The organism is Mesorhizobium sp. BH1-1-4 (genome assembly GCF_020165665.1).
In the GTDB taxonomy this organism is placed as follows: Bacteria; Pseudomonadota; Alphaproteobacteria; order Rhizobiales; family Rhizobiaceae; genus Mesorhizobium.
This window is the reverse complement of sequence record NZ_JAIUIN010000024.1, coordinates 57,886-70,383: the sequence shown is the minus strand read 5'-3', so window position 1 is coordinate 70,383 and position 12,498 is coordinate 57,886. Positions and strand designations below refer to the sequence as shown.

At 63.4% G+C, this 12,498-nt stretch carries 10 protein-coding genes; 5 read left to right on the top strand and 5 right to left on the bottom strand.

Annotation, left to right across the window (positions count from 1 at the left end):
- Positions 1-130: 130 nt before the first annotated feature.
- The 5 genes from LB569_RS27260 (at position 131) to LB569_RS27240 (ending at position 6,619) form a co-directional block, all read left to right on the top strand.
- Positions 131-958, top strand: coding sequence for a ferredoxin--NADP reductase (locus tag LB569_RS27260; protein WP_224694800.1), 828 nt, complete (start codon positions 131-133; stop codon positions 956-958).
- Positions 959-1,171: 213 nt separating this feature from the next.
- On the top strand, positions 1,172-2,218 hold the full coding sequence (gene deoC, locus LB569_RS27255) for a deoxyribose-phosphate aldolase (RefSeq protein ID WP_140703373.1): 1,047 nt from the start codon (positions 1,172-1,174) through the stop codon (positions 2,216-2,218).
- 58 nt (positions 2,219-2,276) lie between these two features.
- The gene (locus tag LB569_RS27250; protein ID WP_224694799.1) at positions 2,277-4,649 is read left to right on the top strand and encodes an aldehyde dehydrogenase family protein; all 2,373 of its coding nucleotides are present in this window, start codon (positions 2,277-2,279) and stop codon (positions 4,647-4,649) included.
- Between the two features lie 181 nt (positions 4,650-4,830).
- The gene (locus tag LB569_RS27245) at positions 4,831-5,562 is read left to right on the top strand and encodes an SDR family oxidoreductase (RefSeq protein ID WP_224694798.1); all 732 of its coding nucleotides are present in this window, start codon (positions 4,831-4,833) and stop codon (positions 5,560-5,562) included.
- A gap of 211 nt (positions 5,563-5,773) precedes the next feature.
- Complete coding sequence (locus LB569_RS27240) at positions 5,774-6,619, top strand: fumarylacetoacetate hydrolase family protein (RefSeq protein WP_140703379.1); 846 nt, start codon at positions 5,774-5,776, stop codon at positions 6,617-6,619.
- Between the two features lie 195 nt (positions 6,620-6,814).
- Here the strand turns inward: LB569_RS27240 and LB569_RS27235 are convergent, their stop codons facing one another.
- From LB569_RS27235 to LB569_RS27215, 5 genes are all read right to left on the bottom strand, one after another.
- Positions 6,815-7,813: an ABC transporter ATP-binding protein gene (locus LB569_RS27235; RefSeq protein ID WP_140703381.1), complete on the bottom strand. Its 999-nt coding sequence runs from the start codon at positions 7,811-7,813 to the stop codon at positions 6,815-6,817.
- A gap of 15 nt (positions 7,814-7,828) precedes the next feature.
- The gene (locus LB569_RS27230) at positions 7,829-8,890 is read right to left on the bottom strand and encodes a Gfo/Idh/MocA family protein (RefSeq protein WP_224694797.1); all 1,062 of its coding nucleotides are present in this window, start codon (positions 8,888-8,890) and stop codon (positions 7,829-7,831) included.
- On the bottom strand, positions 8,887-9,726 hold the full coding sequence (locus LB569_RS27225) for a carbohydrate ABC transporter permease (protein ID WP_224694796.1): 840 nt from the start codon (positions 9,724-9,726) through the stop codon (positions 8,887-8,889). The genes LB569_RS27230 and LB569_RS27225 overlap by 4 nt, the downstream gene beginning before the upstream one ends.
- A 222-nt stretch (positions 9,727-9,948) precedes the next feature.
- Complete coding sequence (locus LB569_RS27220) at positions 9,949-10,878, bottom strand: carbohydrate ABC transporter permease (protein WP_224539636.1); 930 nt, start codon at positions 10,876-10,878, stop codon at positions 9,949-9,951.
- A gap of 249 nt (positions 10,879-11,127) precedes the next feature.
- Positions 11,128-12,387: an ABC transporter substrate-binding protein gene (locus LB569_RS27215; RefSeq protein ID WP_224694795.1), complete on the bottom strand. Its 1,260-nt coding sequence runs from the start codon at positions 12,385-12,387 to the stop codon at positions 11,128-11,130.
- Positions 12,388-12,498: the final 111 nt, after the last annotated feature.

The following is a 12,498-nucleotide window of genomic DNA, read 5'->3' as shown; positions in this document are numbered from 1 at the left end:
ACTAATAAATTCCCGACACAAGAGCTTACCGCTTTGGTAGCGTGCATGGCACGCCGGGACCTGAATGGTTCGGGCGCGCACGGGAAAGTTCGGCGCCCGTATCTCTCATTGGGCGAGAAGGTTGGAATTGATGAACACCACGCCCGCGTTCAACACCGCTGAAGCCCGTCCGCTGCAGTTCCCGATTCCGGCTAATGTCTATGCGCAAACCGTCGTCTCGGTGAAGCACTATACCGACCGGCTGTTCTCGTTCCGGATCACCCGTCCGCAGTCGCTACGCTTTCGCTCGGGCGAGTTCGTCATGATCGGCCTGCCCAATGCTGAGAAGCCGGTGTACCGTGCGTATTCCGTGGCCAGCCCGGCCTGGGACGAAGAGCTGGAGTTCTTCTCGATCAAGGTGCCAGACGGCCCGTTGACCTCGGAACTGCAGAAGATCCAGGTCGGCGACACCGTCATCATGCGCCAGAAGTCGACCGGCACGCTGGTCGTCGACGCGCTGACGCCGGCCAAGCGGCTGTTCACGATCTCGACCGGCACCGGCATCGCGCCCTTCGCCAGCCTGCTGCGCGATCCCGACACGTACGAGAAATTCGACCAGCTGATCCTGACCCATACCTGCCGCGACAATGCCGAACTGATCTATGGCCAGGAACTGGTGGCGGCGCTGGAAAGCGACCCGCTTATCGGCGAGCTGACCACCGGGCGCGTTACGCTCTACAATTCGACGACCCGCGAAGAGTCGGCGCGCATGGGCCGCATCACCGCGCTGATCGGCTCGGGCAAGTTCTACAGCGACCTCGGCATCGAGAAGCTCGATCCGGAAACCGACCGCATCATGATCTGCGGCTCGATGCATATGCTGAAGGACGTCAAGGAATTGGCCGAAAGCCTCGGCTTCCAGGAAGGTTCGCTCAGCCATCCCGCGACTTTTGTCGTCGAACGCGCCTTCGTCGGCTGAGGCCCGCGCTTAACGCTCGGCAATCGAGTTTTGACCTTCCGGTCAAAAATTAGCTGCTTTTGCAGCCTTTTTCAGCTATCCCTCGCTTGAGGACTCGTGAAGCGCGGCTTCGCGGGCTATCTTCGTGCGTGTTGCCCAAAGCTGTCGAACGGCTTTGGGAGAACGATGCGCACCAAGACGTCAAGCGCACGCCGCTGAATGAAAGGGCAGGAGATGAGCAGCACAATCCGCGACGCCGATCTTGGCACCAAGGTGACGCCGCTGCCGGCACGCGCCGCCGCCAACACCCCGGTGCCGCTGGACCATCACATCGCGCGCAATCCTGGCCTCAAGCTCGACCTCGGCTTTCTGGAATCGGTGCGCAGCGTCAACCGTTCGGCGCTGGAACGCCGCGTCGCCAGCCTGACCAAACGGCGCTCGATCAAGGCCGACAACCAGGCGGCCTGGCTGCTGCGGTCGATCGCCTGCATGGACCTGACAACGCTCAACTCCAACGACACCGAGGAGCGCGTGCGCCGGCTCTGCGCCAAGGCGATCAACCCGCTGCGCCGCGACATCATGGAGGGCCTGGGCATTGCGGGCGAGACCATCCGGCCGGCCGCCGTCTGCGTCTACCATCCCTTCGTCGCCACCGCCGTCGATGCCGTGCGCGGCACCGGCATCCATGTCGCCGCCGTCTCCACCGCCTTCCCGCATGGGCTGGCGCCGCTGTCGACCCGGCTGCAGGAAATCGAGGCCTCGGTACGCGACGGCGCCGACGAGATCGACGTCGTCATTCCGCGCGGCCTGGTGTTCGGCGCCAAATGGCGCGAGCTTTACAACGAGATCGTCTCGATGCGCGCCGCCTGCGGTGACGCGCATCTGAAGGTCATTCTGGGCACCGGCGACCTCGCCACGCTGCGCAATGTCATGCTGGCCTCGATGGTGGCGATGATGGCGGGCGCCGATTTCATAAAAACCTCGACCGGCAAGGAAAGCGTCAACGCCACGCTGCCTGTCGGCCTGGCCATGGTGCGCGCCATCAGGGCCTATTTCGAGGAGACCGGCTATCTCATCGGATTCAAGCCGGCCGGCGGCATTTCCACGGCCAAGGTTTCGCTCGACTGGCTCGTGCTGATGAAGGAAGAGCTCGGCCGGCCGTGGCTGGAGCCCGAGCTGTTCCGCTTCGGCGCGTCGAGCCTGCTGACCGATATAGAGCGCCAGCTCGAACATCACCTGACTGGGCACTATTCGGCCAATCACCGCCACGCGATGGCCTAGCGTCAGAGTTTGACGGGCGTAGCGGAATGCCTTCTCTGACAATTATCTGGAGTGCCTGATGAACATTCTCGAACGCTATCACGCCATGGAATACGGCCCGGCGCCGGAAGCCCGCAACGAGGCCGACGCCTGGTTGGCCGCGCGCGACTTTGGCAAGGCGCTGTTCATCGACGGCGCATGGAAGGCCGCTTCCGGCGGCAAGACCTTCGAGACCAGCGAACCGTCTTCGGGCAAGCTTCTGGCCAAGGTGTCGGATGCGAATGCCGCCGATATCGACGCGGCTGTCGCCGCGGCCACGAAGGCGCTGCCGAAGTGGTCGGCCGCCTCGGGATACCAGCGCGCGAAAGTGCTCTACGCCATCGGCCGCGCCATGCAGCGTCACCAGCGGCTGTTCGCGGTACTTGAATCGATCGACAATGGCAAGCCGATCCGCGAGAGCCGCGACATCGACGTGCCGCTGGCGATCCGTCATTTTATCCATCATGCCGGCTGGGCGCAGGCGCTGGACAAGGATTTCCCCGGCCACAAGGGCGTCGGTGTCGTCGGCCAGATCATCCCGTGGAATTTCCCGCTGCTGATGCTGGCCTGGAAGATAGCGCCGGCACTCGCCGCCGGATGCACGGTGGTGCTGAAGCCGGCCGAGTTCACGCCGCTGACCGCTATCCTGTTCGCCGAAATCTGCGAACGCGCCGGCGTGCCGAAGGGCGTCGTCAACATCGTCCAGGGCGGTCCGGAAGCAGGTGCGGCGATCGTCAACCATCCCGGCATCCAGAAGATCGCCTTCACCGGTTCGTCCGAAGTGGGCAAGATCATCCGCAAGGCCACCGCCGGCTCGGGCAAGAAACTGTCGCTGGAGCTTGGCGGCAAATCCGCCTTCATCGTCTTCGAGGATGCCGACCTCGACAGCGCCGTCGAGGGCCTCGTCGACGGCATCTGGTTCAACCAGGGCCAGGTGTGCTGCGCCGGTTCGCGGCTGCTGGTGCAGGAAGGCATTGCCGAAGCCTTGATCGCTAAGGTCAAGACGCGGATGAGCCGGCTGCGCGTCGGCAGTCCGCTCGACAAGAACACCGATATCGGGCCGCTGGTCGACGCCACACAGCTCGACCGGGTCAAGGGTCTGGTCGCGGAAGGCGCCAGGCAGGGCGCCGTCTGCTGGCAGCCGGATGCGGCGCTGCCGTCTTCCGGCTATTACCACCTGCCGACGTTGGCCACTGGTGTTTCGCCGGCTAATATCCTGGCGCAGGAGGAGGTGTTTGGGCCAGTGCTCGCCACCATGACCTTCCGCAACACCGAGGAAGCGATCGAGCTTGCCAACAACACGCGCTACGGGCTCGCCGCCTCTGTGTGGAGCGAGAACGTCAATCTGGCCCTTCATATCGCGCCGCAACTCAAGGCCGGCGTCGTCTGGGTCAACGGCACCAACATGTTCGACGCCGCCTGCGGCTTCGGCGGCTACCGCGAGAGCGGTTTCGGGCGCGAGGGCGGTCGTGAGGGGATGTTCGAATATCTGACGGCAAAGCTGCCGCTCGGTCCGGTCATCAAACCGGCGACGTCGTCCGCTCGGCCCGTCGAGCAGGCCGACGGTAGCGCCATCGACCGCACGGCAAAACTGTTCATCGGCGGCAAGCAGGTGCGGCCCGATGGCAATTACTCGCTTGGCATCGCCACCGCCAAGGGCAAGCTTGCCGGCGAGATCGGGCTCGGCAGCCGCAAGGATATCCGTGACGCCGTTTCCGCCGCGCGCGCCTGCAAGAGCTGGCCGGAAGCAACCGCCTATAACAGGTCGCAGGTGCTTTATTACCTGGCCGAGAACCTTTCCGGCCGTGCGGGCGAGTTTGCCGCCCGCCTCACCGAGCTGACCGGCGCCAACGCCAAGGGCGCGCGGGACGAGGTCGAGCTCTCGATCGAACGGCTGTTCCTCTATGCCGGCCTTGCCGACAAGTTCGAGGGACGCGTGCACCAGCCGCCGGCGCGTGCCGTGACGCTGGCGCTGCATGAGCCGGTCGGCGTCATCGGCATCGTCGCGCCCGACAATCAGCCCTTGCTCGGCTTCATCTCGCTGGTCGCTCCGGCGCTGGCCATGGGCAACACGGTGGTCGCCGTGCCTTCGGAACGGTATCCGCTGCTGGCGACCGATCTCTATCAGATCATCGAATATTCCGACGTGCCGGCCGGCGCCATCAACATCGTCACCGGCCGCAGCGCCGAACTTGCCGGCGTGCTGGCCAAGCATGACGATGTCGACGGGCTCTGGCTGTTCGCCGACGCCGACACCTGCGCCAAGGCGGAAGCCGACTCCATCGGCAATCTCAAGCGCGTCTGGAACGGCAATGGCCGGAGCCTCGACTGGGCCTCCGAAGATGCCGCCGGCGACGCTTTCCTGCGCCGCGCCATCGAGGTGAAGAACGTCTGGGTGCCTTACGGGGACTGATATCTCCATGCTGCCGCAATGGGATCGTGTTCGGGCTTGACGCCCGTGCATATGTTCTTTAACGAGAAAAAACATCTTTATCAGTGAACTGGCGCAGGCCGCACGATCGCGCCTGACTGGCACATGACGTCTTCGCCGGCCGCCGATAAAGGCAATCGATCCAAGCAGGCGAGGAAAAGACATGGCGGATTTGGCAGGCAAGGTCGTTGTCATCACGGCGGCGGCGCAAGGCATCGGCAAGGCAAGCGCACTGGCCTTCGCCAAGGCAGGTGCTGTCGTCCACGCCACCGACATCAACGAGACGCTGCTGGCGGAACTCGCCAAGACATCAGGAATCAAGACCCGCAAGGTCGACGTCCTCAACGACGAGGCGGTCAACGCGGCCTTCGCCGAGATCGGCCGTGTCGACGTTCTGTTCAACTGCGCCGGTTTCGTCCATTCCGGCTCGATCCTCGAGATGAAGGATGGCGACCTCGATTTCGCGCTGAACCTCAACGTCCGCGCCATGGTCCGGACCATCAGGGCCGTGCTGCCCGGCATGCTGGAGCGCGGCGACGGATCGATCATCAACATGGCCTCGCTCGCCAGCTCGACCAAGGGTGTCCCAAACCGCTTCGTCTATGGCCTGAGCAAGGCCGCCGTCATCGGCCTGACCAAGGCGGTCGCGGCCGACTATGTCGGCAAGGGCATACGCTGCAACGCCATCTGCCCCGGCACGGTCGAGAGCCCGTCGCTGCAGGACCGCATGCACGCTCAGGGCGACTACGACGCCGCCCGTGCCGCGTTCATCGCCCGCCAGCCGATGGGCCGGCTCGGGACGCCGGAGGAAATCGCAGATCTCGCCGTCTATCTGGCCGGCGCCACCTATACGTCCGGGCAGGCCTATAATATCGACGGCGGCTGGTCGATCTGATCGCGTCCGGAGACGATTGCCGGCAACCGGACGATCGGGTTCGACGAAGGATCGGGAAGTCTGAAAATCCCGCCCACCGGCGATCAAAACGAGCTGCCCGCGCTTGTCGTGAAGCAGGCCGGTGGCTAGGGTCCGGCCCGGTTCCGGAAGGGCTGATGCCCCGGCGGAGAGTTTTGTAGAACGGCCCGAGGCCGCAATCAGGAGAAGATGCATGAAACTGCTGCGCTATGGCGAGGTGGGGAGCGAACGTCCCGGCCTACTCGATGCGGATGGAACGATCCGCGATCTCTCCGCCCATGTCGCCGATATTGCCGGCACCACGCTTCATCCTGCGTCGCTGGACATGCTGTCGAAGCTCGATGCGAAGTCGCTGCCTGTTGTTTCCGGCAAGCCTCGCCTCGGCGCCTGCGTTGCCGGCACCGGCAAGTTCATCTGCATCGGCCTCAACTATTCCGACCATGCCGCCGAGACCGGCGCCACCGTGCCCTCCGAGCCGATCATCTTCATGAAGGCAAGCTCGGCCATCGTCGGCCCGGATGATGACGTGCTGATCCCGCGCGGTTCCGAGAAGACCGACTGGGAAGTCGAGCTCGGCGTGGTCATCGGCAAGACGGCCAAGTATGTCAGCGAGGCCGACGCACTGGACTATGTCGCCGGCTATTGTGTCTCGCACGACGTGTCTGAACGTGCCTTCCAGGCCGAGCGCCAGGGCCAGTGGACCAAGGGCAAGAGCTGCGACACGTTCGGCCCGACCGGCCCATGGCTGGTCACCAAGGACGAGATCGCCGACCCGCAGAACCTGAAGATGTGGCTAACCGTCAACGGCAAGACGATGCAGAACGGCTCGACCAAGACCATGGTCTATGGCGTTTCCTATCTCGTCTCTTACCTCAGCCAGTTCATGTCGCTGCATCCCGGCGACATCATCTCGACCGGCACGCCGCCCGGCGTCGGCCTCGGCATGAAGCCGCCGGTGTTTTTGAAGGCCGGCGATGTGGTGGAGTTGGGAATCGAAGGGCTGGGGCAGCAGAAGCAGACGTTCAAGGCTGATATTTAAGCGCGAGATTTTGGGCGTCAGCGCTGCCCCTCATCTGGCTGCCGCCATCTTCTCCCCGTGAACGGGGAGAAGGACGCTGTCATCGCTGCTTTCGCAAATTGACGCCAGCGTCGCCGCCAGCTTCTTTCTCCCCGTTCTACGGGGAGAAATGCCCGGCAGGGCAATGAGGGGCGGCGCTGGCCTTTACTGTGAAAGCTACTTCAGCACCTTCCCATCCGCACCAAACCGATAGGTCTTGCCCGGCTCCGGCGTCGCATAAAGCGTGGTGCCGGGCTCCGCGTCGTAAACACCGAAAATCCGCACGGTGATCAGCCCGGCCTTTTCGCAATCGAGATAAAGATTGGTGTCGGCGCCGAGATGCTCGGCATGCACGACGGTGCCCTTCCAGGCGCCGGATTTCGGGTCAACGGTCAAATGCTCGGGCCGCACGCCGATGGTCTTGGCTGTCTCGCCAAGGCGGGCGCCGTCGACGAAATTCATCTTGGGCGAGCCGATGAAGCCGGCGACGAATTCGTTTGCCGGCGCATTGTAGAGCTCCATCGGGCCGCCGATCTGTTCGATCTTGCCGGCGTTGAGCACGACGATCTTGTCGGCCAGCGTCATCGCCTCGACCTGGTCGTGGGTGACGTAGATCATCGTCGCCTTGAGGCGGCGGTGCAGCTGCGCGATTTCCAGCCGCGTGTTGACGCGCAACGCGGCATCGAGGTTCGACAGCGGCTCGTCGAACAGGAACAGTTTCGGCTCGCGCACCACGGCGCGGCCGATGGCAACGCGCTGGCGTTGGCCGCCGGAGAGTTCCGCTGGCCGCCTTTCGAGATAAGGTTCCAGCGACAGCATGGATGAGGCGACGCCGATGCGGCGATCGATCTCGGTCGCCGGGGTGTTCGCCTGCTTGAGGCCGAGCCCCATATTGTTCCTGACCGTCAGATGCGGGTAGAGCGCGTAGGTCTGGAACACCATGGCGATGCCGCGTTTGGCCGGCGGGGTGACCGAGACGTCCTCGCCATCGATCAGCACCCGGCCCGAGGTGGAATCCTCCAGCCCGGCGATGACCCTGAGCAAGGTCGACTTGCCGCAGCCGGAGGGGCCGACAAACACGACGAATTCGCCATCCGTCACTTCGAGGTCGATGCCCTTCAGCACCTCGACCGGCCCGAAGGCCTTCTTCACATTCTCGATTTTCAGCGAGCCCACGGCTTCGTCCCTGTTCTAGAGTTTCACGGCGACGCCGCTGCGCACGCTCTCGTCGGCGGCAAGGCAGACGGCGAGCGAGCGCACCGCATCGTCCATGTGGCGGGTCAGGTCCAGGTCCTCGCGGATCGCTTTCAGGACAAAAGCCTGTTCGAGATCGCAGAGGTCCTGGTGGCCGGGTTCGCCTGCCATCGACAGCAGCTCGTCCGGCTTTAGGAACTTGCCGTCAGCGCCGGTCGCCGCACTGTGCAGGCGGATGGTCGAGGTCTTGGTGTGGGTGTCGATGTCGTCCGACTTGACGCCCTCCTTCATGACGATCGACACGCAGCCCTTGGGCGACATGACATCCTTCACGAAGAAGGCCGTCTCTGAGATCATCGGACCCCAACCGGCCTCGTACCAGCCGACCGAGCCGTCATCGAACAGCACCTGCAGATGGCCGTAATTGTACATGGTGGGCGCGACCTCGTCGGTCAGCCGCACGCCCATGCCGCGCACCTCGACCGGCCTGGCGTCAGTGATCTGCAGCATCACGTCGAGATAGTGCACGCCGCAATCGACGATCGGCGATGTCGTCCGCATCAATTGCTTGTGCGTCTCCCAGGTATGGCCTGAGGATTGCTGATTGAGGTTCATGCGGAAGACGTAGGGACCGCCGAGCTTGCGCGCCTCGGCGATCAGCCTGATCCAGGACGGATGATGGCGCAGGATATAGCCTATCACCAGTTTTCGACCATTGGCCTTGGCGGCGGCGACCACGCGCTTGGCATCCGCCACCGTCGTTGCCAGCGGCTTTTCGACGAAGACATGGCATCCGGCCTCGAACGCTCTCACCGCATAGTCGGCATGGCTGTCCGAATAGGTGGCGATGCAGGCGACATCGGGTTTTTCCTCGCGCAACGCGTCGTCGAAGGAGCGCCTGATGCCATAGCCGGACAGCCCGTCCGGCAGCGGCACGTCGGAGCGGTTGACCAGGGCCGCGATCTCGAAGCCTGGATTGTTGTGATAGGCCAGCGCATGGCTGCGCCCCATATTGCCGAGCCCGGCGACGACGACACGAACGGGTTTTTGCACGCTCACTTGACGGCTCCGGAGGTGATGCCGCGGATCAGTTGCCGCGAGAAGATGACGTAGAGGACCAGCACCGGCAGAATCGCCAGCGACAGCGCCGCCAGGATTGCATTCCAGTTGGTGACGAACTGGCCGAGGAAGAGCTGCGCGCCGAGCGTCACCGTCTTGGTTTCTTCCGACGGTGCCAGGATCAGCGGGAACCACAGATCGTTCCAGATCGGGATCATGGTGAAGACGGCGACCGTCGCCATCGAAGGCCTGACCAGCGGCACCACCAGGCGGAAGAAGATGGTGTATTCCGACAGGCCGTCGATGCGGCCGGCGTTCTTCAGATCGTCGGAGACCTGCTTCATGAATTCCGACAGGATGAAGACGGCCAACGGCAGGCCTTGCGCCGTGTAGACCAGGATCAGCGCCGTCAGCGTGTTGACCAGTCCGCTCGCCACCATCAATTGCAGGATGGCGACGGTGGCGAGGCGGATCGGGATCATGATGCCCAGCGCCAGATAAAGCCCCATCAGCGTGTTGCCGCGGAAGCGGTATTCCGACAGCGCGAAAGCGGCCATGGCGCCGAACAGCAGCACGAAGAACAGCGAGCCGACGGTGACGACGAGACTGTTCTGAAAATAGTGGATGAAGTCGCCCTGGCCGATCACCGTGGTGTAGCCGATCAGGTCGAAGGTTTTCGGCGTCGGCGGCGTCAGCGGCGCGCCGAAGATGCCGGCGCGGGATTTGAACGAATTCATGATGACCAGCACCACCGGGAACAGGGCGATCACCGTGTATGTCAATAGGATCGCGTGGGCGCCGATGGTGCGCGGGAGTGAACGGGTTGCGATGCTCATTGGAAGGCCTCCCAGGTGCATGGAGAGGTAAGCGCCAAGGTCCCCCTCTCTGTCCTGCCGGACATCTCCCCCTCAAGGGGGGAGATTGGCAGCATCGGTGTCACCACCAGTTCAGCTGTGCCGATTGTTGGCGAAAGCGGTGATGAAATCCAATCTCCCCCCTTGAGGGGGAGATGCCTGGCAAGGCAGAGGGGGGTGTTCAGCCGTGACATATCCACCCCTCTAGAACTGATACCGACGCAGGCGCGTCTGGATGAGGAAGAGATAGACGCAGACACCGCCGAGGATGATCAGGAACATGATCGTGGCGATGGTCGCGCCCATATTGGGGTCGCCGACCTGCAACTGGAAGCCGAAGAAGGCGCGGTAGAGGAAGGTGCCGAGAATATCGGTGGAATAGTTCGGCCCGGCGAGCGCGCCCTGCGCGGTGTAGATCAGGTCGAAGGCGTTGAAATTGCCGACGAAGGTGAGGATCGAGATGATGCCGATCGACGGCAGGATCAGCGGCAGCTTGATCTTCCAGAACTGCGACAAGCCTGTGATGCCATCGCATTCGGCCGCCTCGATCACCTCTTCGGGGATCGACAGAAGCGCGGCATAGATCAGCATCATCGGAATGCCTATGAACTGCCACACCGAGATCAGGCTGAGCGCGGTCAGCGCGTATTGCTCCTTGCCGAGCCAGGGCGTGAACAGGCTTTTCAGGCCGACGAAATCGAGCAGATGCGGCGCCACGCCCCAGAGCGGCGACAGGATCAGCTTCCAGGCAAAGCCGACGATGACGAAGGACAGGATGGTCGGCACGAAGATGGCGGTGCGGTAGAAGGCCGAGAACCGCAGCTTGGGGCTGGACAACAGCGCCGCCAAAAGCACGCCGACCGGGTTCTGCACCAGCATGTGGATGATGAAGAACCAGACATTGTTCCTCAGCGCATTCCAGAAATTGACCGACCAGTTGGGGTCGCCGAACAGGGTGCGGAAATTGTCCAGGCCGACGAAGACCTGGGACTGGTCGACGTTGCGGAACAGCGACAGCTGCAGCGTGCCGGCGAGCGGCAGGATCATGATCGCGGTGTAGACGAGCACCGCCGGCGCCAGGAAGACGGCGATATGCCAGCGGAACGGTCTTTTCGGTCGTGTTTGTGCGGCCATGAGTTCGGTTCCCGCCGATCAAGGGTCTGGGCAAATGCGCTTGCCGGCAGCGCCGCCCTCACCCTTACCCTCTCCTCGTGAAGGACGGGGAGAGGGGTCGCCAGCGTCGCGGCTAGTCCCTTCTCCCCGTCACATACGGGGAGAAGGTGCCGGCAGGCGGATGAGGGGCGGCGCCATCGTTCGCGGTCGATGCTATCGAAAAAGGCAGGGCCGTCCACTTGGAACGGCCCCGCTCCGTTGCCTGAGCTCTTATTTCGCCGGCTTATACCAGCTGTCGAGACCGGTCTGCAGCTTCTTGGCCGCGGCTTCCGGCGTATCGGTGCCGTTGATGACATTGGCCGATTCGACCCAGGTCTCGTTTTCGAGGTTCGGCGTGCCGCGCGACAGGATCTGGTAGGTCGAGCGGATCGTCGACTTGCACTTGCCGCGCCAGGAGACGAATTCCTGCGCCAGCGGGTCTTCCATCTTCACCGGCGCGGAGTTCAGGCTGAAGAAGCCCGGCAGCGCGTTGGCGTAGATGGTGGCGAAGTCAGCGGAAGCCACCCAGGACAGGAAGGTCTTGGCAGCGTCGGCATTCTTCGAAGCCGCGTTCAGGCCCATGCCGATGTCGGTATGGTCCGAGATGTAGCAGGTGTCGCCGGCCTTCTCGACCGGTGGCGGGAAGGCGCCCATCTTGAACTGGGCCTGGGTGTTGAACAGGCCGATTTCCCACGAGCCGGCCGGGTAAATGGCGGCGCGGCCGAGCGTGAACAGGTTCTGGCTGTCCGGATAGGTCTGGGCCTCGAAGCCATCCCCGAGATAAGGCTTCCACTTGGCCAGTTCCTCATAGGGCGCGACCCAGTCCTTGTCGGTCAGCTTCTGCTCGCCCTTGATCAGCGCGGCGCGGCCGTCCTCGCCCTTCCAGTAGTTGGGGCCGATGTTCTGGTAGCCCATGGTCGCGGCTTCCCAGAGATCCTTGGTGCCCATCGCCATCGGGATGTAGGTGCCGTCGGCCTTGATCTTGTCGAGCGCGGCGAAGAACTCGTCGCGGGTTTCCGGCACCTTGATGCCGAGCTTGTCGAAGGCGTCCTTGTTGTAGATGAAGCCGTGGATGACGGACGCCATGGGCACGCAGAAGCTCGACTTGCCGTCATCGGTCTGCCAGGCGGACTTGGCGACAGGCGAGAAGTTTTCCATGCCGGGCAGCGAAGAGAGATCGGCAAGGTTGCCCTTCTTGAACAGTTCGAGCGACTTGTCGAACGGGCGGCAGGTGATCAGGTCGCCCGCCGAGCCGGCGGCGAGCTTGGCGCCGAGCGCGGCGTCATACTCGGTCGGTGCCGAGGGCGCGAACACCACCTTGATGCCCGGGTTCTTGGCTTCGAAGGCCGGGATCAGCTTGTCCTTCCAGATGGCGAGGTCGTCGCCGCGCCAGCTTTCGATGTTGAGCGTTACGTCCGCGGCGTGAGCCAACCCGGCCGAGCCGAGAATGGATGTGCCCAGAAGCAGTGCCGTCAGTAGTTTCGTTGTCATGCTCAGTCTCCCTGTTGACCTTTTTCAGGTTCGGTTTTGATGAGAACCCAGGCTTTGGAACCCTTGTTCCCCTCGAAGCCGGTTTCACCCGATGCAAATCGGGATGAAACA

Coding starts and splice junctions, on each gene's coding strand:
- LB569_RS27260 (WP_224694800.1), top strand. CDS start 131: ATGAACACCACGCCCGCGTTCAACACCGCTGAAGCCCGTCCGCTGCAG.
- deoC (WP_140703373.1), top strand. CDS start 1,172: ATGAGCAGCACAATCCGCGACGCCGATCTTGGCACCAAGGTGACGCCG.
- LB569_RS27250 (WP_224694799.1), top strand. CDS start 2,277: ATGAACATTCTCGAACGCTATCACGCCATGGAATACGGCCCGGCGCCG.
- LB569_RS27245 (WP_224694798.1), top strand. CDS start 4,831: ATGGCGGATTTGGCAGGCAAGGTCGTTGTCATCACGGCGGCGGCGCAA.
- LB569_RS27240 (WP_140703379.1), top strand. CDS start 5,774: ATGAAACTGCTGCGCTATGGCGAGGTGGGGAGCGAACGTCCCGGCCTA.
- LB569_RS27225 (WP_224694796.1), bottom strand. CDS start 9,726: ATGAGCATCGCAACCCGTTCACTCCCGCGCACCATCGGCGCCCACGCG.
- LB569_RS27220 (WP_224539636.1), bottom strand. CDS start 10,878: ATGGCCGCACAAACACGACCGAAAAGACCGTTCCGCTGGCATATCGCC.
- LB569_RS27215 (WP_224694795.1), bottom strand. CDS start 12,387: ATGACAACGAAACTACTGACGGCACTGCTTCTGGGCACATCCATTCTC.